20 protein-coding genes are annotated in these 20,984 nt (G+C 72.9%); 11 read left to right on the forward strand and 9 right to left on the reverse strand.

All coding sequences use genetic code 11. From position 1 onward, the window contains the following. Positions 1-16 precede the first annotated feature (16 nt). Both pruA and ACIBUY_RS29325 read left to right on the forward strand, forming a co-directional pair. A complete protein-coding gene (gene pruA / locus ACIBUY_RS29320) occupies positions 17-1,657 on the forward strand; it encodes an L-glutamate gamma-semialdehyde dehydrogenase (RefSeq protein ID WP_365572946.1) in 1,641 nt (546 codons plus the stop codon). 91 nt (positions 1,658-1,748) lie between these two features. Then, positions 1,749-2,486: a tyrosine-protein phosphatase gene (locus ACIBUY_RS29325; protein WP_399154229.1), complete on the forward strand. Its 738-nt coding sequence runs from the start codon at positions 1,749-1,751 to the stop codon at positions 2,484-2,486. Here the strand turns inward: ACIBUY_RS29325 and ACIBUY_RS29330 are convergent. The 5 genes from ACIBUY_RS29330 to ACIBUY_RS29350 all read right to left on the reverse strand — a co-directional run bounded on the left by ACIBUY_RS29330 (position 2,473) and on the right by ACIBUY_RS29350 (position 7,491). Further along, positions 2,473-3,432, reverse strand: coding sequence for an NADP-dependent oxidoreductase (locus ACIBUY_RS29330; RefSeq protein WP_365572901.1), 960 nt, complete (start codon positions 3,430-3,432; stop codon positions 2,473-2,475). The genes ACIBUY_RS29325 and ACIBUY_RS29330 overlap by 14 nt on opposite strands. Positions 3,433-3,634: 202 nt before the next feature. Then, a complete protein-coding gene (locus ACIBUY_RS29335; RefSeq protein ID WP_399154230.1) occupies positions 3,635-4,882 on the reverse strand; it encodes a lysophospholipid acyltransferase family protein in 1,248 nt (415 codons plus the stop codon). 14 nt (positions 4,883-4,896) lie between these two features. After that, a complete protein-coding gene (locus ACIBUY_RS29340; protein ID WP_399154231.1) occupies positions 4,897-5,769 on the reverse strand; it encodes a phosphatidate cytidylyltransferase in 873 nt (290 codons plus the stop codon). Next, positions 5,766-6,374 (reverse strand): CDP-alcohol phosphatidyltransferase family protein, encoded by a 609-nt coding sequence (locus ACIBUY_RS29345; RefSeq protein ID WP_399154232.1) that lies wholly within the window; start codon positions 6,372-6,374, stop codon positions 5,766-5,768. The genes ACIBUY_RS29340 and ACIBUY_RS29345 overlap by 4 nt, the downstream gene beginning before the upstream one ends. An 85-nt stretch (positions 6,375-6,459) precedes the next feature. Then, positions 6,460-7,491 carry an NADP-dependent oxidoreductase gene (locus ACIBUY_RS29350; RefSeq protein ID WP_365572889.1) on the reverse strand — a complete coding sequence of 344 codons (1,032 nt, stop codon included), beginning with the start codon at positions 7,489-7,491 and terminating at the stop codon, positions 6,460-6,462. 101 nt (positions 7,492-7,592) lie between these two features. On the opposite strand from ACIBUY_RS29350, the gene ACIBUY_RS29355 reads away from it, so the two are divergent. Together ACIBUY_RS29355 and ACIBUY_RS29360 are read left to right on the forward strand one after the other, a co-directional pair. After that, positions 7,593-8,489, forward strand: coding sequence for a LysR family transcriptional regulator (locus tag ACIBUY_RS29355; RefSeq protein ID WP_365572886.1), 897 nt, complete (start codon positions 7,593-7,595; stop codon positions 8,487-8,489). Positions 8,490-8,711: 222 nt separating this feature from the next. Continuing rightward, positions 8,712-8,855 (forward strand): hypothetical protein, encoded by a 144-nt coding sequence (locus ACIBUY_RS29360; protein WP_365572883.1) that lies wholly within the window; start codon positions 8,712-8,714, stop codon positions 8,853-8,855. 23 nt (positions 8,856-8,878) lie between these two features. On the opposite strand, the gene ACIBUY_RS29365 is transcribed toward ACIBUY_RS29360, so the two are convergent. Then, positions 8,879-10,465 carry a purple acid phosphatase family protein gene (locus ACIBUY_RS29365; RefSeq protein ID WP_399154233.1) on the reverse strand — a complete coding sequence of 529 codons (1,587 nt, stop codon included), beginning with the start codon at positions 10,463-10,465 and terminating at the stop codon, positions 8,879-8,881. A 129-nt stretch (positions 10,466-10,594) separates the two neighbouring features. On the opposite strand from ACIBUY_RS29365, the gene ACIBUY_RS29370 reads away from it, so the two are divergent. From ACIBUY_RS29370 to ACIBUY_RS29400, 7 genes are all read left to right on the forward strand, one after another. Further along, positions 10,595-11,635, forward strand: a complete 1,041-nt coding sequence (locus tag ACIBUY_RS29370; RefSeq protein ID WP_365572877.1) for a 3-isopropylmalate dehydrogenase — start codon at positions 10,595-10,597, stop codon at positions 11,633-11,635. A 276-nt stretch (positions 11,636-11,911) separates the two neighbouring features. After that, a complete protein-coding gene (locus ACIBUY_RS29375) occupies positions 11,912-13,006 on the forward strand; it encodes a branched-chain amino acid aminotransferase (RefSeq protein ID WP_365572874.1) in 1,095 nt (364 codons plus the stop codon). Between the two features lie 203 nt (positions 13,007-13,209). Beyond that, entirely contained in the window at positions 13,210-13,917 is a 708-nt protein-coding gene (ureA, locus tag ACIBUY_RS29380) for an urease subunit gamma (protein ID WP_399154234.1), read from the forward strand. Further along, a complete protein-coding gene (locus ACIBUY_RS29385) occupies positions 13,914-15,626 on the forward strand; it encodes an urease subunit alpha (protein ID WP_399154235.1) in 1,713 nt (570 codons plus the stop codon). The genes ureA and ACIBUY_RS29385 overlap by 4 nt, the downstream gene beginning before the upstream one ends. 10 nt (positions 15,627-15,636) lie before the next feature. Beyond that, positions 15,637-16,683, forward strand: coding sequence for an agmatine/peptidylarginine deiminase (locus ACIBUY_RS29390; protein ID WP_399154236.1), 1,047 nt, complete (start codon positions 15,637-15,639; stop codon positions 16,681-16,683). Further along, on the forward strand, positions 16,680-17,288 hold the full coding sequence (locus ACIBUY_RS29395) for a TetR/AcrR family transcriptional regulator (RefSeq protein WP_365572862.1): 609 nt from the start codon (positions 16,680-16,682) through the stop codon (positions 17,286-17,288). The genes ACIBUY_RS29390 and ACIBUY_RS29395 overlap by 4 nt, the downstream gene beginning before the upstream one ends. Before the next feature lie 126 nt (positions 17,289-17,414). After that, positions 17,415-18,665, forward strand: a complete 1,251-nt coding sequence (locus ACIBUY_RS29400) for a hypothetical protein (protein ID WP_399154237.1) — start codon at positions 17,415-17,417, stop codon at positions 18,663-18,665. On the opposite strand, the gene ACIBUY_RS29405 is transcribed toward ACIBUY_RS29400, so the two are convergent. The 3 genes from ACIBUY_RS29405 to ACIBUY_RS29415 are packed head-to-tail and all read right to left on the reverse strand — an operon-like array spanning position 18,652 to position 20,896. Then, the gene (locus tag ACIBUY_RS29405; protein ID WP_399154238.1) at positions 18,652-19,512 is read right to left on the reverse strand and encodes a biotin-dependent carboxyltransferase family protein; all 861 of its coding nucleotides are present in this window, start codon (positions 19,510-19,512) and stop codon (positions 18,652-18,654) included. The two genes, ACIBUY_RS29400 and ACIBUY_RS29405, sit on opposite strands and share 14 nt — an antisense overlap. Further along, the gene (locus ACIBUY_RS29410; protein ID WP_365572853.1) at positions 19,509-20,147 is read right to left on the reverse strand and encodes an allophanate hydrolase subunit 1; all 639 of its coding nucleotides are present in this window, start codon (positions 20,145-20,147) and stop codon (positions 19,509-19,511) included. Before ACIBUY_RS29410 ends, ACIBUY_RS29405 begins: the two co-directional genes overlap by 4 nt. Then, positions 20,144-20,896: a LamB/YcsF family protein gene (locus ACIBUY_RS29415; protein ID WP_399154321.1), complete on the reverse strand. Its 753-nt coding sequence runs from the start codon at positions 20,894-20,896 to the stop codon at positions 20,144-20,146. The genes ACIBUY_RS29410 and ACIBUY_RS29415 overlap by 4 nt, the downstream gene beginning before the upstream one ends. Between the last annotated feature and the right edge of the window lie 88 nt (positions 20,897-20,984).

A 20,984-nucleotide genomic window follows, 5' to 3' on the forward strand; every position in this document is an offset into this window, starting at 1 on the left:
ATACGGACCCATGACGCTGGACGCCGTGACCCAGGTCCCCGCCCCGGTCAACGAGCCGGTGCACGGTTACGCCCCCGGTTCCCCGGAGCGCGCCCGCCTGGAGGCCAAGCTCAAGGAGCTGGCCGAGAACCCGATCGACCTGCCGTGCACCATCGGCGGCGTCAAGCGGATGGGTGGCGGCGACCGCTTCGACGTCGTCCAGCCGCACAACCACAAGGCCGTCATCGGTACGTACGCCAACGCCACGCAGCAGGACGCCCAGGACGCGGTCGACGCCGCCCTGGCCGCCGCCCCCGCCTGGCGCGCGATGTCCTTCGACGACCGCGCCGCGATCATCCTGCGCGCCGCCGAGCTGCTCTCCACCACGTGGCGCGAGACGCTGGCCGCCTCGACGATGCTCGGCCAGTCGAAGACCGCCCAGCAGGCCGAGATCGACACCCCGTGCGAGCTCGTCGACTTCTGGCGCTTCAACGTGCACTACGCCCGGGGCCTGCTCGCCGAGCAGCCGCCGGCCAACTCCACGGGCGTGTGGAACCGCATGGACCACCGCCCGCTCGAGGGCTTCGTCTACGCGATCACGCCGTTCAACTTCACGGCCATCGCGGGCAACCTGCCCACCGCCCCCGCCCTCATGGGCAACGTCGTGGTGTGGAAGCCGTCCCCGACGCAGACGCACGCCGCCGTGCTGCTCATGCAGCTCCTGGAAGAGGCCGGTCTGCCCAAGGGCGTCATCAACCTGGTGACGGGTGACGGCCTCGCCGTCTCGGAGGTCGCCCTCAACCACCGCGACCTCGCCGGTATCCACTTCACCGGTTCGACCAAGACCTTCCAGCACCTGTGGAAGACCGTCGGTACGAACATCGAGAAGTACCGCACCTACCCGCGCCTCGTCGGCGAGACCGGCGGCAAGGACTTCGTCGTCGCCCACCCGAGCGCCGACCGCGCCGTCCTCAAGACGGCCCTGACCCGCGGCTCCTTCGAGTTCCAGGGCCAGAAGTGCTCCGCCTCCTCGCGCGCCTACGTTCCGGCGTCCATCTGGAACGACGGCTTCAAGGAGGAGTTCGCGGCCGAGGTCGACGGCATCACCATGGGTGACGTCACCGACCTGTCGAACTTCATCGGCGCCGTCATCGACGAGCGCTCCTTCGCCAAGAACAAGGCCGCGATCGACCGCGCCAAGGCGGACGACTCCTGCACGATCGTCGCGGGCGGCACGTACGACGACTCCACCGGCTACTTCGTGCGCCCGACGGTCATCGAGTGCACGGACCCGGCCAACGAGGTCTTCACGACCGAGTACTTCGGCCCGATCCTCGCCGTGTACGTGTACGACGACAGCTCGGCCGACCAGTACGACGCCATGCTCGAGCAGATGGAGTCGGTGTCGGACTACGCGCTGACGGGTTCGGTCATCTCCAACGACCGCGCCGCCGCCGCGCACACGATGGAGAAGCTCCGCTACGCCGCGGGCAACTTCTACATCAACGACAAGTCGACCGGTGCCGTCGTCGGCCAGCAGCCCTTCGGCGGCGGCCGTGCCTCCGGTACGAACGACAAGGCCGGTGCCCCGCAGAACCTGTCGCGCTGGACGCTGACCCGCGCCATCAAGGAGACGCTGGTCCCGCCGACCGACTACACGTACCCGCACATGGGCTGACCCGCCCCCTGAACCCCGCCCCCGGTCCTGGGCCCCACCCCGGCCCGGGGGCGGTGTCATGCCCGGACGCGGGTGGTGATGGGATGCCGTCATGACCACGATCACGACGAGCGGTGACCGTCAGTTGACCTGGGACGGCTGTTTCAACGTACGTGACCTGGGCGGACTCGGCTCCGTGCGGCGCGGCGCGCTGGTGCGGGCCGACGGCCTCGACAAGCTCACCGCGCGCGGCTGGCAGGACCTGTCCGCGTACGGCATCTCGACCGTCGTCGACCTGCGCAACCCGGACGAGTACGGGCAGGACGCGGCGCCGCGTCCTACCGGTCTGACCACGGTGCGGGTGCCGCTCGACGGCCTCGACGCCCCGGGCGGCCGGGAGTTCTGGGACAAGTGGTGGGGCGGCTGGGAGTTCGGCACGCCCGTCTACTACCGGCCGTTCCTCGCGCAGTTCCCGGAGCGGGTCGCCGCGGTGGCCCGCGCCGTGGCCACGGCCCCGGCCGGCGGTGTCGCCTTCCACTGCTCGGCCGGGCGCGACCGCACCGGCATCGTCTCGCTGGTGCTGCTCTCCCTGGCCGGGGCGAGCCCCGAACAGATCGCCGGGGACTACGAGTTGAGCGTCCCGCGGGTCGCCGCCATGCACGCGGCCCGCGGCCGCGAGGACGACGGCCCCGAGCTCGCCGCGGGCCTCGCCGGGGCCGGCCTCACCGCGTACTCGGCGGCGGTCCGGGCCGCGAGCGGGTTCGACGCCGCGGGGTACTTGTCGGGGGCCGGACTGAGCGGCGAGGAGCTGGGGTCCCTGCGGCAGCGCCTGGGCGTCAGCTCACCGTGAGCACGATCTTCCCCTGGGTCCGGCCCGCCGCCCCCAGCTCGTGCGCCTTGCCCGCCTCCTCCAGCGGCAGGACCGCCGAGACGTGCGGGCGGATCCGGCCCGACGCCATCAGGGCCGCGACCTTGCGCAGCGTGGCGCCCGAGGGCCGCACGGCGACCGGGGTGAAGCGGACGCCGCGGGCCTCGGCGTCCTGCGGGGTGACGCCGAGGTCGGCGAGGACCGCGGAGACCAGGATGCCGCCGGGGCGCAGCGTGGCCAGGGTGCGCGGACCGTACTCGCCGCCGATCAGGTCGAGGGCGACGTCGATGTCCCGCACGGTCTGCGCGAAGTCCGTCGTCGTGTAGTCGAGCGGCTCGTCGACGCCGAGGTCGCGCAGGAACTCGTGCCGGTCCGCGCGGGCGGTGCCGATGACGTACGCGCCCTCGGCCTTGGCTGTCTGTACGGCGATGTGGCCCACGCCGCCCGCCGCGGCGTGCACCAGCACCCGGCGGGCCGGACCGATCTGCGCGAGGTCGACGAGCGCCTGCCAAGAGGTCAGCGCGGCCACGGGGACCGCCGCCGCGTGGACGTGGTCGACGGAGGACGGCTTCGGCGCCACGTGGTCGACGCGGACGACGGCGTACTCCGCGTAGCCGCCGCCGCGGATCATGCCGAACACCTCGTCGCCCGGCCGGAGTTCGGACACGTCGCGGCCCGCCTCCTCGACGACGCCCGAGATGTCCCGGCCGAGCGTGAAGGGCGGGTCGCCGAAGACCGGGGCGGCACCGCTGCGGGCCATGCGGTCGACGGGGTTCACGCCCGCCGCGTGCACGCGGACCAGCACCTCGCCCTCGCCCGGCACGGGCCGCTCCACCTCCACGACGCCGAGGACCTCGGGTCCGCCGAGGCGGCGCTGGCTGATCGCACGCATGGTGGGACGCGTGGTGGGACGCGCGGTCGAACTCATGGCGGACCTCCCCAGGGGTCCGGCCGGGTCACCGTGGCCCGGCCGGCTCTGAGGTCCATTGGTGTCGCATCGGTGCGGTGCGTCAACTCCCCGTTGTGACAGGGGAGTTCAGCGGTCACGGGTGGTGCGTCCGGGGCGCCGGCGGCAGGCCTGTGGTCATGGGGATGAACTCGTGGGCGATGTGCGGGAGGTGCGCCGGCGGTTACGCCCACCCCGCCACGATCATCGAGAGTCCCGCCGCGAACCCGGCCCCGAGCAGCGTCAGATACAGCCCGTACCGGCGCCGCATCCGGTGCGCGAGGAAGCCGAACGCGCCGAAGGCGAGACCGACGGCGAGGGTGCGCACGCCCCGGGCGCGGGCCGCGGCCGCGAGGAAGTCGCCGGGCGGGACGTCCGCGCGGCCCGCCTCATGCGCGTACACCTTGAACGGGATGCCGTTCCACGGCTGGTGGCGCACGGCCGATCCGCCCTCGACGGCGAGCTCGTGCCGGACCTCGGCGCGCATCCGGTCCGTGGTGAGCGGCGCGGGCAACTGGACGCCTGACGCGGCGAGTTGCAGGGCCAGCAGGCCACCGGCCAGGCTGCCCGCGAGTGCGGCGAAGGACAGTTTGAGCGCGCGCCGCGGCATCGCCACGCAGGCGACCGCGAGCAGCAGCTCCGGCATCAGCGGCCAGCTCAGCGCCTCCGCGAACGCCCACGCGAACGCGATCGGCAGCCCCCACCGCGAGCCGACGAGCCGTGCGATCCGCTTGCGGACGGGGGAGTCGGCGAGCGGTTCGGCGACCGTACGGTCATGGAGCGCGGCCACTGCGGAGCGGGCCTCGTCGGGCGTCGCGGCCGGCGGCAGGGCGGCGCCGATCCGGACCCGGACGAGGGACGGCCGCAGCCTGCCGTGCTTGGGCAGCAGCCGGTCCGTGCCCGCGATCCCGACCGGCACGACGGGCACCCCGGCGTGCTCGGCGAGCACCAGGGCGCCGCGGTGGAACGAGCCGAGCGCGCCGTCACGGCCCCGCGTGCCCTCCGGGAACAGCACGACCGTGCCGCCCGCGCGCAGGGCGGGGACGTGGGCCAGCAGATCGTCCATGCCGCCGCCGCTGCGGCGGACGGGGAACCCGGCGGCGAGCCTGCGGCAGATGCGGGCCCGTCGTCGTGACGCGAACCAGTAGTCGGCCGCGGCGCCGATCCGCGGGGTGTGCCGTGCGTCAAGGCCCGCGAGCAGGGCGGCCGTGTCGGCGTGGGAGGTGTGGTTGGCCACGACCACGCAGCCGCCGCGGGGGAGCCGGCCCCGGGTCTCGATGCCGCCGGTCAGGGTGAGAACGGTTCGCCACAGCGCCTTGCGCAGGCGGGCGGCCGTGGTGGGCCGCCCGAGCGGGGTGGTCGCGCGCCCCTGGGGGCGCTGATCGCGCGCCGCGGTGTCCGGTCCTCCGGCTCCGAGATGCTTCCCGCTCACATTCCCGCCCCCGCTCACATCCCCACCCCCGCCACCATCACCAGCAGCAACGCCACAAGCAGCGAGTCGATCCGGTCCAGGAGGCCGCCGAAGCCGGGGAGCCAGCTGCCCGCGTCCTTGACGCCCGCCTCCCGCTTCACCATCGACTCGACCAGGTCCCCGAGCACGCCCCCGGCCAGGACCGCACCCCACAACACGGCGGAGAACTGTCCAACTGCCGCCAGCGCACCGGCCGTTGCCGCCGCCGCGCCCACCACTCCGGCCCACGTCTTGTGGGGGGACAGCGGCGACAGCGGGCGGGCGAGTGGCCCGCGGCGGCCCAGGGCCGTGCCGCCGCACCACGCGCCCACGTCCCCGAAGGCCACCGCGATCCCGACGGCGAGGGCCGTGTCCGCATCGAGGAGAACGAGCCCGGCCAGGGCCACCGGGATCCAGACGAGCCCGAAGAGCGTGCGGCACGCCCGCGTGAAGCCGCCGGACGCGTCACCCCTGACCACGGCCACCACGACCGCCGCCCCGAACAGCGCCCCGGCCGCCCGCAGCGCGTCCGTCCCCGGAGCCGCCCACGCCAGGGCCGGCACCGCCACCGCCGCCGCGAGCAGCACGGCCTGCTCGCCCCGGCCGAGCCGGGCCAGCCGCGCGTACTCGGCCACCGCGACGACCCCGAGCCCGGCCGCCAGGACGAACGCCCCGGCCCGCCCCACGAGGAACGCCCCGAGGAACAGCGGCGCCGCCACCGCCCAACTCCGCCACCGCTTGCGCAACTCGGCCCGCATCCGCACCCGCGCGGGCAGTGCCGCCACGGCCACACCTCCGGCGCCGAGCACCCCGCCGACGACCGGCAGCGCCCGCGTCGCCGCCTCCGCGGCGAGGAACACGGCGCTCATCGCACGACCTCCGTGGTCTCCGTGGTCCCCGTGGTCCCCAAATCCCGCCAGATCCAGCGCAGTCGGACCAGCGCCGTCAGCGCGGACCCCGCCGCGACGACCACGAGCACCGGCACGTACCAGGCCGACGCCGCCGCGACCACCACCAGCAGGCAGCGCTCCGTCTTGCCGACCGGGCCCCCGTTGCGGCGCGGGGCGCCCGCCGCCGCGCCCGCGAGCGCGACCCAGGACGGCAGGGTCGCCGCGAGCGCCGCCGTCGCCACCAGCCACAGCGGGGCCAGGGCGCAGAACCCGGCGATGACCGCCAAGTCGGCGGCGCGGTCGCCGAGTTCGTTGAGGACGGCGCCGCGGCGCGTCGTGCGGCCCGTGTCCCGGGCCAGGGCGCCGTCCAGGTTGGCGAAGCCGAGCCGCGCCGCGAGCAGCACCGCCACCGGCAGCGCGGCGTACGGCGCGGGCAGGAACGCGAGCGCGGCGCCCGCCGCCGCGCCGCATGCCACGCCCGCCCACGTCAGGGTGTCGGGCGAGACGCCGCGTGCGGCGCACCCGGCGCGGACACCGGCGAGCCGGTTCGCGTACCAGGGCTTGAGGGAGTAGAGGCCGTTCATGACCCCGACTCTGCTGCGGAATCCGGGCGGCCGAATCGGTGTGCGTACTCAAATGGCGAGTGAGTACGGGGTCACGTCACGCCACTCACGCCCGCACCACGATCTTCCCGGTGTTCTCCCCGCGCAGCATCCCCAGGAACGCCGTGACGATGTTCCCGAACCCGTCCACCACCGTCTCGTCGAGCCCGATCCGCCCGCTCTGCAGGTGCGGCACCGCGAACGCGTACAACTCCTCCTGCACATCGCGGTAGTGGGAGACGAGGAAGCCCTCGATGCGCAGGCTCTTCTCCACCACGTCCGCGTGGTTGAAGACGACCGGCGGCGCGAGTGCGGCGGTGTCGTACTGGCCGACCGTGCCGATCCGCACCACCCGGCCGCGCTCGCGCAGCGCCCCGACGGCCGCACCGAGGTGCTCGCCGCCGACGTTGTCGACGAAGACGTCGATGCCGGTGGGTGCCGCCTTGGCGAGGTGCTCCGAAATCGCTCCGCCCGCCCGGTAGTTGAACACCTCGTCGTAGCCGACGTGCTCGGTCAGGTACGCGGCTTTCGCGTCCGAACCGGCGCTTCCCACGATCCGGCCTGCGCCGAGCAGCCGCGCGATCCGTCCCGTCGCCGTGCCCACGCCGCCCGCCGCGGCCGACACGAACAGGTCCTGCCCTGGCCGCAGTTCGGCGATCCGGGTCAGCCCCACGTACGCGGTCAGGCCGGTGCCGCCGAGGATGCTCAGATGGGCCGAGAGCGGGATGCCGTCGAACGACGGGACGTGCCGGGCCTCTTCGGGGCGCACCACGGAGTGGGTCCGCCAGCCCTGCCGGTGGAAGACGATGTCGCCCTCCGCGAAGCCGGGCGTCCTGGAGGCGAGGACGCGGCCCAGCGCCCGGCCCTCCAGCGGGGCGTCCAGCTCGAAGGAGCCGTACGGCGACTCGTCCATCATTTCGCGGTGGTACGGGTCGACGGACCAGTAGAGGTTCTCCACGAGCGCCGTACCGGGCGCGGGCTCGGGCACGGCCGACTCCACGATCCGGAAGTGGTCGGCGGTGGCGGGCCCGTTGGGGCGCGAGGTCTGCTGCACGGTGAGGGCGATGTCGTGGGACGAGCCACGGGGAGAGTGCGTCATGTCCGTGACCGTAGGAAGGAATGCGCGGCCCGGGCAGAGGGTTGGGCTCATGCAACGGCCGCATCCATGAGCGGCCCTCATAGAAGCAGGTGAGACCTGTCGTGCCCGATGTGTCGCAGGCCCGTGACCTCGCCCCGCACGAGCTGCGCATCCTGGTCGCCGTCGCCGAGGAGGGCGGCTTCGGCGCCGCCGCGGCCGTGCTCGGCGTGACCCAGTCCGCCGTCTCCCACTCCGTACGGGGCAGCGAGCGCAAGCTCGGCGCGGTCCTCTTCGAGCGGGGCAGGTCCGGCGCCAGGACCACCGAGGCCGGGGCCGGGGTCGTCGGCCACGCACGCCGCGTCCTGCGCCTGCTCGCGCTCATGGCCGCCGAGGCGCGGGCCGAACAGGGCGTCGTCGAGGGCCCGTTGCGCATCGCCGCCTTCCGCAGCGCGGCCCTGCACCTGCTGCCGCCCGCCCTGGAGGCGCTCACCGCCCGGCACCCCGGCATCGAGCCGGAGGTCCGCGTCGTACGGGACGTCGGCGCGGGCACGGCGGGCGAGGTCGCCGCGGGGCGCGCGGACCTGGCGATCGCGACGATGAGCGGTGGCGAAGGGACGTCACCGGTGCTGCCGGGGCTCGTCGGCGACGTCCTGGCCGAGGAGGCGTACTCCCTCGTCCACCCCGTGGGCCACCCGGCCCCGCGCACCCTCCCGCTCGTCGACTGGACGGAGAACTGCGGGTCGTACACCCGTGACTGGTGGGCCGCCCAGGACTGGATCCCGCGCGCCACGGTCCGGGCGGAGGACGACGGAACAGTGCTCTCGATGGTGAGCACCGGTCTCGGCATGGCGATCATGCCGGAGCTCTCGCTGCGCGGAGCACCGCACACAGTCGAGATCACTGATCTCGGCCCCGCCCGCCCCGTCCGCTCCATCGGTTACGTCACCACGCCCGAACTGGCCAGAACCGCCCCCGTGCGCGGCCTGATCCGCGAGCTGAGAGGGGTCTCGCGGGGCTGAAGGCGTGACTCGCGTCTCAGATAGTAGGAAGTCCGAGTAATTGTGGAGACAGAAGCAGCGACCTGTCCTAACTTTGTAGAAGCCGAACGTCTCGCTTACCTCGCGAATGGCGGCTGTGAGCCGGAGCACCTGGCAGGCAACCCCTGCAGCTCCCCGCTCCCCGCCTCTTCCGGCGCCTCGAAATCCCGTGTTCCCGAAGGATTCTCAAGGAGTCGATCCGTCATGGCCACTGCGACGCCCGTCCGCCGCCGAGTCCGTCACGTCTCCCCGTCGAGCGAAACCGACCGTCAGTCCGCGAAGAACGCCGCCGCCGCCCTCCAGCGAGCGCTGGACCGCAGGGACAACGGCGGCGAGAGCGGTCACTGAGACCCACTCAGGCCCACTCAGGCCTACTGAGACCTGCGCACCTCGAAGTAGTCGATGCGCTCGCCGCTCTCGGCCAGCGCGGAGACCTTCATACGCCCCTTCTCCACCTCGACCGCGAGGAACGAGAAGCCGGTGTACCGCACCCGCGACCACTCAACCGTGTCAGGGTCGGGCAGGCGTGACTTCGTCCAGTGGAAGGTGACGATCGAGTCGCGATCGTGCACGTCGCCTTCGTAGCTGTCCGGCACGCCGAGCCCGAAGCCGTAGAGGTCCTTGCCGGCGCCGCCCGCGGTGACGTACACGATGCCGTCGCGCGTCGGATCGGTCGACGCGCCGACCGGCACCGGCTTGCCGACCTCTCCGTTCCCGCCACCCCTGATGGCGTCCGTGCGCTCGTACACGTGGTTGTGCCCGTTGATCACCAGGTCCACCTGGTGCCGGGCGAAGAGCGGCAGCCACGCGTCGCGCACCCCGCCGTCCGAGGCGTGCGTGGACGTCGAGTACGCACAGTGGTGGAAGAAGACCACCACGAACTCGATGTCGTCCCGCGCCCGCAGCTCCCCGAGCCGCCGGTCGAGCCACGCGGTCTGCTTCCCGTCCGTGTAGCCCCTGTTGGCGGGGATCTCGTACGAGACGTCGTTCGCGTCCAGCGCGACCACGCCCACGTTCCCGTACGTGAAGGAGTAGACGCCCGGCGCCTTCGCCGGGTCGGGGCCGTTGTCCGGCAGGGACCAGCGCGCGCTCTGGCCGCCGTAGCCGTTCGGCGAGTACCAGGCCTCCATGTCGTGGTTGCCGGTCGTCACCATCCACGGCACCGACTTCGCGACCGTCTCCGTCTGCGCGAGGAACTGGTCCCACACGCGGGCGTCGTACGTGTCCGACTCCTTGCCCTGGCCGCTGCTGTCGGCGTAACAGATGTCGCCCGCGTGCAGGTGGAAGGACGGGTTCTGGCCCAGGATCACCTGGTCGTTGCCGAGCGCGTGACAGCTGACTCCCTGGTCGCCGAAGGCCGTGAAGACGAACGTCTCCGGGACGGCGGGAGCGGTGCGGAACGTGCCGAGCGTGCCCAGGCGCTCGGCCGACGCCGGGTCGAAGCCGTCATGGCCGACGCCGTAGTAGTACGTGGTCCCGGGCCGCAGCCCGTCCAGCGCCACGTGCAGATAGTGCTGCTCCACCGCCGGGAGCTTCTTCGACAGGGGCGGCGTGTGCAGCGCCCGCACCTCCGCCTCGATCTTCCGGCTCAGCTCCCAGGGCTTCAACCCCACCCGCACATAAGGGGAGTTGACCGCGAAGGGCACCTGCCAGGAGATCCGCATCTGCGTCTTCGGGTCGGCGCCGAAGGCGAGGTGCCGTCCGAAGGGGGCGACGAGCGAGCCGTTCACGGTGACCGCGGGCCGGCGTATCCGCCCGGGCGCCGCGTGCACCGGGGACGCCGAGCCGCCCAGCAGTGCGGCCCCGCCCACCGAGGCCGCCGCCCCGCTCAGGGCCCGGCGCCTGCTGAACCTCGTACGGAGGTACTCGTGCTGCTCGGGCATGCTCATCCGCCGGGCGAGCCGGGGCGGGATGCCGACATCGGGGGTGTCGTTGGCGGGGCTGGTGGCTCGGCTCATGGCAGGCAACTTCCCAGTAACTCCCAACACCCGCCATACATAAGGGTGAACAGAATGCGGCGGTCGCGCGACGCGTCCGCATTCTGGACACCGCGTGTCATCCCATGGGACAAGGAGTACGGTGCCGTCATGTCTCGCAGCATCAATCTCGCAGTGATCCCCGGTGACGGCATCGGCCAGGAGGTCGTGGCCCAGGGTCTCAAGGTCCTCTCCGCCGTCCTTCCGCAGGATGTGAAGCTGGAGACCGAGGAGTACGACTTCGGCGCCAAGCGCTACCACGCGACCGGTGAGACCCTCACCGACGCCGACCTCGCCTCCCTCAAGAAGCACGACGCGATCCTGCTCGGCGCCATCGGCGACCCGAGCGTGCCGTCCGGCGTGCTCGAGCGCGGCTTCCTGCTCAAGCTCCGCTTCGCCTTCGACCACCACGTGAACCTGCGTCCGTCGAAGCTGCTCCCCGGTGTCTCGACGCCGCTCGCCGGCCAGCCGGAGATCGACTTCGTCGTCGTGCGCGAGGGCACCGAGGGCCCGTACACGGGCAACGGCGGCACGATCCGCAAGGGCACGCCCCACGAGGTCGCCACCGAGGTCTCCGTCAACACGGCCTTCGGCGTCGAGCGCGTGGTCCGCGACGCGTTCGCCCGCGCCCAGGCCCGCCCCCGCAAGAAGCTCACGCTGGTCCACAAGAACAACGTGCTGACCTTCGCCGGGCACCTGTGGACGAACGTCTTCAACCAGGTGGCCAAGGAGTTCCCCGAGGTCACCACCGACTACATCCACGTCGACGCCGCGACGATCTACCTCGTCACCGACCCGGCCCGCTTCGACGTGATCGTCACCGACAACCTCTTCGGCGACATCATCACCGACCTCGCCGCGGCCGTCTCCGGTGGCATCGGCGTCGCGGCCTCCGGGAACATCAACCCGGGCCGCGAGTTCCCGTCCATGTTCGAGCCCGTCCACGGCTCGGCCCCGGACATCGCGGGCCAGGGCAAGGCCGACCCGACCGCCACGGTCCTCTCGGTCGCCCTCCTCCTGCGGCACCTCGGCTACGAGTCCGAGGCCGCCCGCATCGAGACCGCCGTCTCCGCCGACCTGGGTGAGCGCGGCGAGACCGTCCGCTCCACCGAGCAGATCGGCGACGCCCTCGCCGCGCGAGTAGCCGGCTGACCCGGCGCTCATCCACGTACACCACGTAAGAGAAGCCGCCGGGCCGCACACCGCACCCGGCGGCTTCTCCTATGCGGCCCCGGGTGCCACCATCAACCCCTGGGCCGCATCACGCCGCACCACACCCCACCACTCACCAGGTCCGTTTCGAGCACACCTCGCCACGCGCGATAATCGAACGCGAGGCCGCGATGTACGTGGAAGCTCGGACGTCCTAGTACAAGGAGTGCAGACGTGAGCGCGGTCCGTCACAACCAACGGTGAAGGACACGCATCATGACCACGACGCCCACGATCGAGCTCAAGCCCTCGTCCGCCCCGCTGTCCGCCGCGGAGCGGGACGCGATCCTGGCCAGCCCCGGTTTCGGCCGCCACTTCACCGACAACATGGTGACGATCCGGTGGACCGAGGGCCGCGGCTGGCACGACGCCCAGCTCGTCCCGTACGGGCCGATCTCCCTCGACCCGTCGACGCACGTGCTCCACTACGGCCAGGAGATCTTCGAGGGCCTCAAGGCGTACCGCCAGCCCGACGGCTCCGTCGCCGTCTTCCGCCCGGAGGCCAACGCCCGCCGCTTCCGCACCTCCGCCCGCCGCATGGCCATGGCGGAGCTGCCCGAGGAGCTGTTCATCGAGGCGCTCGACGTGCTGCTCGCCCAGGACGGCGCCTGGGTGCCGCCGCACGGCGGCGAGGAGGCCCTGTACCTGCGGCCGTTCATGTTCGCCACGGAGGCCGCGCTCGGCGTGCACCCGGCGAACGAGTACCTGTTCATGCTGATCGCGTCCCCGTCCGGGGCCTACTTCGCGGGCGGCGTCAAGCCCGTCACCATCTGGGTCTCCGAGGACCACGTGCGCGCCGTGCCCGGCGGCACCGGCGACGCCAAGACCGGCGGCAACTACGCCGCGTCGCTGCTGCCCCAGGCCGAGGCCGCCGCGAACGGCTGCGACCAGGTCGTCTACCTCGACGCGGTGACCCGCACCAAGGTCGAGGAGTCCGGCTCGATGAACGTCGCCTTCGTCTACGGCGACCGCATCGTCACCCCGGCGCTCACCGGCTCCATCCTGGAGGGCATCACCCGCGACTCCCTCCTCCAGGTCGCCCGTGACCTCGGCTACACCGCCGAGGAGGGCGTCATCACCCTGGAGCAGTGGCGCGCGGACGCCGCCTCCGGTGCGCTCACCGAGGTCTTCGCCTGCGGCACGGCCGCGGTCGTCACGCCGATCGGCCACGTCAAGACCAAGTCGGACCAGTGGACGCACGGCGACGGCAACCCCGGCCAGGTCACGCTCAAGCTGCGTGAGGCGCTGCTCAACCTGCAGCGCGGCACGGTCGAGGACACGCACGGCTGGATGCACAAGATCTCCGGCTGACGCACAACTCCCGGCCCCCGTACCGCAGTTCGCGGTACGGGGGCCGTTGTGCGTGCTCAGACCCGCTCGGCTTGGGCAGAGCTCGCTTAGAGCAATGCTCAATGTGGGATATCTCAAGCCCTGCATCGCTATATCTGCCCTTCCTTCCGTTGGTCGCGACCGTTGTTTAGAGTGACGTTCTAACGATGAGGAGGTGCGGAGGCGTGCGACTGACTCCCACGGAGCGCGACCGGCTGCTGCTGTTCGGGGCCGCCGAGCTGGCCCGGGCCCGCAGGGCGCGCGGCCTGCGGCTCAATGTGCCGGAGGCGACCGCCCTGATCGCGGACACCGTCTGCGAGGCGGCCCGCGACGGGCGCCGCCTCGCCGAGGCGATCGAGGCGGCCCGCTCCGTACTCGGCCCGGACGACGTGCTGCCCGGCGTCGCCGACGTCGTCACCGAGGTGCACGTCGAGGCGGTCTTCGACGACGGGTCCCGGCTCGCCGTGGTGAGCGACCCGATCGGGGCCCGCGGGCTGGGGGACGAGGCTCCCGGGGCGCTGCTGACCGGACCCGAACACGCCGACCCCGAGCCGGAGTTGACGCTCGCCGTCACCAACACCGCGACCGTGCCCGTCTCCGTCACCTCCCACTTCCACTTCTTCGAGGCGAACCCGCGCCTCGATTTCCCGCGCGCACGGGCGTACGGGATGCGGCTCGCCGTGCCCGCGGGCTCCTCGGTGCGGTTCGGCCCGGGGGAGTCCGCCGAGGTCGGGCTCGTGCCGATCGGCGGGGCCCGCGTGGCCATCGGCTTCGCCGGGCTCGTCGACGGGCCGCTCGACGCCCCCGGCGCCCGCGAGGAGGCGCTGCGCCGCGCCGCCGCCTGCGGATATCTCGGAGTGCAGGAAGCAGCAGATCAGGAGGCCGGACGATGAGCCGCCCCGCAGGACACGCGGCCGAGGCCCGCCGCCTCACCCCGTACGAGTACGCGGCCACGCACGGGCCGCGGGCCGGCGACCGGGTCCGCCTCGGCGACTCCGGGCTCACGATCCTGGTGGAGTCGGACGCGCAGGCGTACGGCGACGAGTTCCTGGCCGGGTTCGGCAAGACCGCCCGCGACGGGCTGCACCTGAAGGCCGCCGCGGTCCGCGAGACCTGTGACGTCGTGATCTCCAACGTGGTCGTGATCGACGCCGCGCTCGGCATCCGCAAGGTGTCCATCGGCATCCGCGAGGGCCGCATCCACGCCATCGGGCGGGCCGGGAACCCGGACACCCTCGACGGCGTCGACGTCGTCGTCGGGACCGGCACGTCCATCGTCTCCGGCGAGGGGCTGATCGCCACCGCCGGGGCCGTCGACACCCACGTCCACCTGCTGTCGCCGCGGATCATGGAGGCCTCGCTCGCCTCCGGTGTCACCACGATCATCGGCCAGGAGTTCGGCCCGGTCTGGGGCGTCGGCGTCAACTCGCCCTGGGCGCTCAGGCACGCCTTCTCCGCCTTCGACGCCTGGCCCGTCAACATCGGCTTCCTGGGCCGGGGTTCGTCCTCCCACGGGGCGCCGCTCGTGGAGGCCCTCGCGGAGGGCGGCGCCTGCGGGTTCAAGGTGCACGAGGACATGGGCGCGCACACCCGCGCGCTCGACACGGCGCTGCGCGTCGCCGAGGAGCACGACGTCCAAGTCGCCCTGCACAGCGATGGGTTGAACGAGTGCCTCTCGGTCGAGGACACCCTTCGCGTCCTCGACGGGCGCACCATCCACGCCTTCCACATCGAGGGCTGCGGCGGCGGCCACGTGCCGAACGTGTTGAAGATGGCGGGAGTGGCCAACGTCATCGGGTCCTCGACGAACCCCACCCTGCCCTTCGGGCGTGACGCCGTCGCCGAGCACTACGGCATGATCGTCTCCGTCCACGACCTGAAGACGGACCTGCCGGGCGACGCCGCCATGGCCCGCGACCGGATCCGCGCCGGGACGATGGGCGCCGAGGACGTGCTGCACGACCTGGGCGCCATCGGCATCACCTCGTCCGACGCGCAGGGCATGGGCCGCGCGGGCGAGACCGTGCGCCGTACGTTCGCCATGGCCGGGAAGATGAAGCACGAGCTCGGCGACCCCGGCGTCGGCCACGACAACGAGCGCGTCCTGCGCTACATGGCCAAGCTGACGATCAACCCGGCCATCGCGCACGGCCTCAGCCACGAGATCGGGTCCATCGAGCCCGGCAAGATGGCCGACATCGTGCTGTGGCGCCCCGAGTTCTTCGGCGCGAAACCGCAGCTCGTCCTCAAGTCCGGCTTCCCCGCGTACGGCGTCGTCGGCGACCCGAACGCGGCCACCGACACCTGTGAACCCCTGGTCCTGGGGCCGCAGTTCGGGGCGCACGGCGCGACGGCCGCCGAGCTGTCCGTGGCCTTCGTCGCACAGGCGGCCGTCGACGACGGGCACGACGCCATGCCCACGCGCAGGCGCCGTGTCGCCGTGCGCGGCACCCGCGGCATCGGCCCGGCCGACCTGCGCCTCAACTCCCGTACGGGAGCGGTGGACGTGGACCAGCGCACGGGCCTCGTCACCCTCGACGGGGAGCCGCTGCGCTCCGAACCGGCCGAGTCCGTCTCCCTCAACCGCCTCTACTTCCTCTGAGGATTCCGTCATGACCTACGCGATGCCGCCCGAGTGGGCCCCGCACGAGCGCACCTGGATGGCGTGGCCCGGCGCCAACCCCACCTTCACCGACGACCGGGAGCTGGCCGAGGCCCGTACCGCATGGGCCTCGGTCGCACACGCCGTGCGCGCCTTCGAGCCGGTGACGATGGTCGTCGGCACGGGCCAGCTCGACTCGGCCCGTGAACTCCTCGCCGATGACGTCGAGTTGGTGGAGCGCGACCTCGACGACGCGTGGATGCGCGACATCGGTCCCACGTTCGTGAAGCACGCAGAGACCGGTGAACTGGCCGCCGTGGACTGGACGTTCAACGGCTGGGGCGCCCAGGACTGGGCCCGCTGGGAGCACGACGCGAAGATCGCCCGGCACGTGGCCGACCTGGCCGGGGTCCCTGTGCACTCCTCGACCCTGGTGAACGAGGGCGGCGGCATCCACGTCGACGGCGAGGGCACCGTCCTGCTCACCGAGACCGTCCAGCTCGATCCCGACCGCAACCAGGGCTTGACGAAGGCCGACGTCGAGGCCGAGATCCACGCCCGGATCGGGACGTCGAAGGCGATCTGGCTGCCGCGCGGACTCACCGGGGACTACGGCGAGTTCGGCACGCGCGGGCACGTCGACATCGTCGCCGCGTTCGCCGCGCCCGGCGTCGTCCTCGTCCACTCCCAACAGGACCCGGCCCACCCGGACTTCGAGGTCAGCCGCGAGATCATCGGCGTGCTCCGCGGGCAGACCGACGCCCAGGGCAGGCCCCTGGAGATCGTCGAGGTCCCGGCCCCGACCGTGCTCACCGACCCCGACGACGGGGGCTGGGTCGACTACTCGTACATCAACCACTACCTCTGCAACGACGGCGTCGTCCTGTGCGCCTTCGACGACCCGAACGACGAGCGGGCCGCCGCGATCTTCCGCCGGCTCTTCCCGTCCCGGACGGTGACCCCGGTCGACGCCCGGACGATCTTCGCGGGCGGCGGCGGCATCCACTGCATCACGCAGCAGCAGCCCCGCGCGGCCCGTACGACACCGGCGCCATGACCGCATCCCGCCGCCGCACCCCGGCCCCGCCGCTCGACACCGTCCTCGCCACGGCCATGGCGATGATCGCCGAGAGCGGGCTCGACCGGCTCACCATGGCCGCGCTCGGCCGCGAGGTGCAGATGAGCAGCGGCCACCTCGCGTACCACTTCGGGTCCAAGGACGAGCTGCTGCTGCGCACCCTCGAATGGAGCGAGGGCCAACTGGGCGAGCGGCGGAGGCAGTTGCTGGCGGGCGAGGGCGGCGTACGGGAGCGCCTCGACGCGTACGTCGACCTGTACGTGCCCGACGGGCACCGCGACCCGCACTGGACGCTCTGGCTCGAGGTGTTCAACCGGTCGCGCAGCGCCGGGGACGACGCCCGCACCCGCCAGGCCGCCATCGAGGGGGCCTGGCACCGCGACCTGGTGGCGCTGCTCGCCGAGGGGATCTCGCGCGGCGCGTTCCGTGCCGTCGACCCGGACCGGTTCGCGACGCGGCTGCGGGCGCTGCTCGACGGGTTCTCGATCCATGTGGCGATCGGGCTCAGAGGGGCCGAACGCGGGCAAGTGCTCGATCACGTACGGGAGTTCATCGAGGACGGGCTTGTGGTGCAGGACGGCTGACGGGCCGTCCAGGTTGTACGTCATCTGAGGGATTGCCCGATTGCTTCCGGTGCGGTTGTATCGCTCCGAGCCCTCGGCGCAGGGCCGGGGGACGCGCGTCTTACGGGGGATTCGATGAGCAGAGGCATGCGTGCCGCTGTCGTGGCGGCCGGGCTCGCGGTGGTCGTGGGGGCGACCGGTTCGGCGCACGGGGCGCCGGCGCGGGGCACGACGGAGCGGATCAGCGTCGCCGCGGACGGGACCCAGGCGGACGGGGAGTCGACCGGGGCCTCGGTCAGCGGCGACGGACGGTTCGTCGTCTTCTCGTCCGCCGCGGCGAACCTGGTGCCGGGGGACACGAACGCGGACACCGACGTCTTCCTGCGCGACCTGCGCCGGGGCACCGTCCAGCGGATCGGCGAGGGCGGACACGGCGCATCGATCAGTGCGAACGGAAGGTACGTGACCTACCGGGGCCAGACCGGCAGCGCCGAGGGCCACGACTTCTACTCCGGCTACTTCCTGTACGACCGCAGGACCGGCCGCACCGAGGTGGTCAGCCTCTCCGACGACGACAGGCCGGTCAGCGGGGGGTACGGCACAGGGGCCGTGATGAGCTCCGACGGGCGGTACGTCGTCTTCGACTCGCCGCTGAGCGAGAACGGGGACTCCAGCGAGCGGACCTCGTTCGGCATGTATCTGCGGGACCGCGAGAAGGGCACCACGCGGCTGATGAGCCCGACGGTGTTCGAGTCCGGGTACTGGACCCTGGGCGCTGCCACGATCAGCGCCGACGGGAGCCGGATCGCGTTCTCCGCGGGGCAGGTCAAGCCCGGGTTCGAGGGCCGTGTCTACGTCTACGACCGGCGCGCCGGGAAGGCCGAGGTCTTCGCGAAGAACTACGCGGGGCAGCCGTACACCCAGACCAGCGTGCCCACGTTCAGCGCGGACGGCAGGTACGCGGCGTTCACCTCCAGCGCCCCCGACCTGGTGCCGGACGACACGAACGGCACGTACGACGCGTTCGTGCGCGATCTGCGGACCGGGGCGACGCGACGCGTGTCCGTGAGTGCGAACGGGGGTCAGTCCGCGGGCAGTTGGAGCGGCGCGCAGATCAGCGGCGACGGCCGGTACGTGGCCTTCTCGTCCTCCGCCACCGACCTGGTGGCGGGCGACACGCGCCACGGGCCGCTGTTCCTGCGCGACCTGCGCACCGGAGTGACCGAGCGGCTGAGCGTGGGCGCGGGCGGCGCCGAGAGCGACGACCAGGCCATGGGGATCGCCGCGCTCAGCCGGGACGCCTCGACCGCGGTGTTCGGCTCGTGGGCCACGAACCTGGTGCCGGGGGACACCAACGGGGTGCCGGACGTCTTCGTCCGCCGCGTCAGCCGGAAGTGAACCGCACCGGAGTCCCCGGCACCGCCTGCGCCGCCGCGGCAAGGGCCTCCTCGGGGACGACGGCGATCACCGGATAGCCGCCGGTCGTCGGGTGGTCGTGCAGGAAGACCACCGGGCGGCCGTCCGGCGGCACCTGCACCGCGCCGAGGACCATGCCCTCGCTCGGCAGCTCGCCCGTCAACTCCCGCTCCAGGGACGGGCCTTCGGTGCGCAGCCCGATGCGGTTGCTGTGCGGCGAGACGGTGTACGCGGCCGTCAGGAAGGTGCGGACCGCCTCGGGCGTGAACCAGTCGGCGCGGGGGCCGAGGCGCGCGGGGAGGATCAGTTCGGCCGGGGGAGCGGGCCAGGGGGGCGCCGCCGGGAGCGCGGGTCGCGGCTCGGTGGGTCGGCCCACCGGAAGCAGATCGCCCTCGGCCAGCGGCGCCGGGCCGAGGCCCGAGAGGAGGTCGGTGGAGCGGCTGCCGAGCACCGGCTCGACCAGGACGCCTCCGGCGAACGCGACGTACGAGCGCAGGCCGTGGGTGGCCGGGCCGATGTCGAGCGTGGCGCCCGCGGGGACGCGGACCGGGGTGCCCCAGGGGGCGGGGCGGCCGTCGATCGTGACCCGGCACGGGGCTCCGCCGACGACCGCGGTGACCTGCCGGTCGGGGCGCAGGGCGCAGCCGGTCAGGGTCGTTTCGAGCGCGGCGGCGTTCTCCGGGTTGCCGACGAGCCGGTTGGCCAGGTGCAGGGCGGGTGCGTCCAGGGCGCCCGAGCGGGGAACTCCCAGGTGGGCGTGGCCCGTTCGGCCGTCGTCCTGGATGGTCGTGAGGGCGCCGGGTCTGACCACGGTCAGTTTCGCGGTCATCGCTCTTCCCCCGGCGGCGCGAACCTGACCCGCGTTCCCGGTGCGAGGAGCGCCGCCCGCTCCCTGGCCGGGTCCCACAGCGCGGTCGGATCCGGCATCGTGCCGATGAGCTGCCACCCGCCCGGCGTCGCCCTCGGGTACACCGCCGAGTACGGACCCGCCAGAGCCACCGCCCCCGCCGGAACCTTCGTGCGCGGCGTCGGGCGACGCGGGACGTGCAGGGCCTCGGGCAGGCCCGTCAGATAGCCGAAGCCGGGGGCGAAGCCGCAGAACGCGACGCGGTATGTGTACGAGGCGTGACGCGGGCCCACCTCGTCCTCGGGGACGCCCCACAGCTCGGCGACCTCGGCCAGGTCGGGGCCGTCGTACACGACCGGGACCGTCACCGTCTCTCCGTCCTCGGGCGGCGTCAACGGCACGTCCCAGTCGGCCAGTTGGCGCGCCAGCGGCTCCGGGTCCCGGACGCCGTCGAGCAGCACGGTGCTCGCCCCGGGCACGATCTCCGCGACCGACGGCAGCGTCCCCGCCGCGCGCCGCCGCAGCAGCTCCGCGTGGAAGGCGCCGGTGCGCTCGCCGTCCGGCAGCTCCACGAGCAGCGCCTGCCGCCCGGCCCGGTGCACGACCACGCCGGTCACGCGAACGCCCCGACCGTCACCCCGGCCCGCTCCAGCGCCGCGCGGACCCGGGCGGCGATCAGAGCGGCGCCCGGGGTGTCTCCGTGCACGCACAGCGAACGGGCCGCGACCGCGACCCGCGAACCGTCGACGGCCTCGACCCCGCCGTCCACGGCGAAACCGACGGCCCGGCGCACCACCGCGTCCGCGTCCTCGACCACGGCACCGGGCTCACGGCGCGACACCAACGTGCCCTCGGGGGTGTACGCGCGGTCGGCGAACGCCTCGCGCACCGGCGTCAGGCCCGCCTCGTCGGCGGCGGCGAGCAGCCGTGACCCCGGGAGCCCGAGCACCGGCAGCGCGCCGCCCGCGAGGCGGACCCCGGCCACCACGGCGTGCGCCTGCGCGTCGTCGTGCACGGTCCGGTTGTAGAGCGCGCCGTGCGGCTTCACGTACGCCACGCTTGCCCCCGCCGCCTCGGCGAAGACCCGCAACGCGCCGATCTGGTACGCCACTTCGGCCGCCAGCTCGTCCGCCGGCACGTCCATCGCGCGCCGCCCGAACCCGGCGAGGTCGCGGTAGGAGACCTGCGCCCCGATCCGCACCCCGCGCGCCGCGGCGAGGTCGCAGACCCGGCGCATCACGCTCGGATCGCCGGCGTGGAAGCCGCAGGCGACATTGGCACTGGTCACGACGGAGAGCAGGGCCTCGTCATCGGTGAGGGTCCAGCGGCCGAAGCCCTCGCCGAGGTCGGCGTTGAGGTCGATCACGTTCCCGCCTTCAAGGTCATGGGGCACCTCATCAACGTACGCCCTCTTGTTCGATCGTTCAACGATCCCCTAAGGTCCGTGCAACCCT

The sequence above is a fragment of the Streptomyces sp. NPDC050085 genome, from assembly GCF_044460595.1.
Classification (GTDB): domain Bacteria; phylum Actinomycetota; class Actinomycetes; order Streptomycetales; family Streptomycetaceae; genus Streptomyces.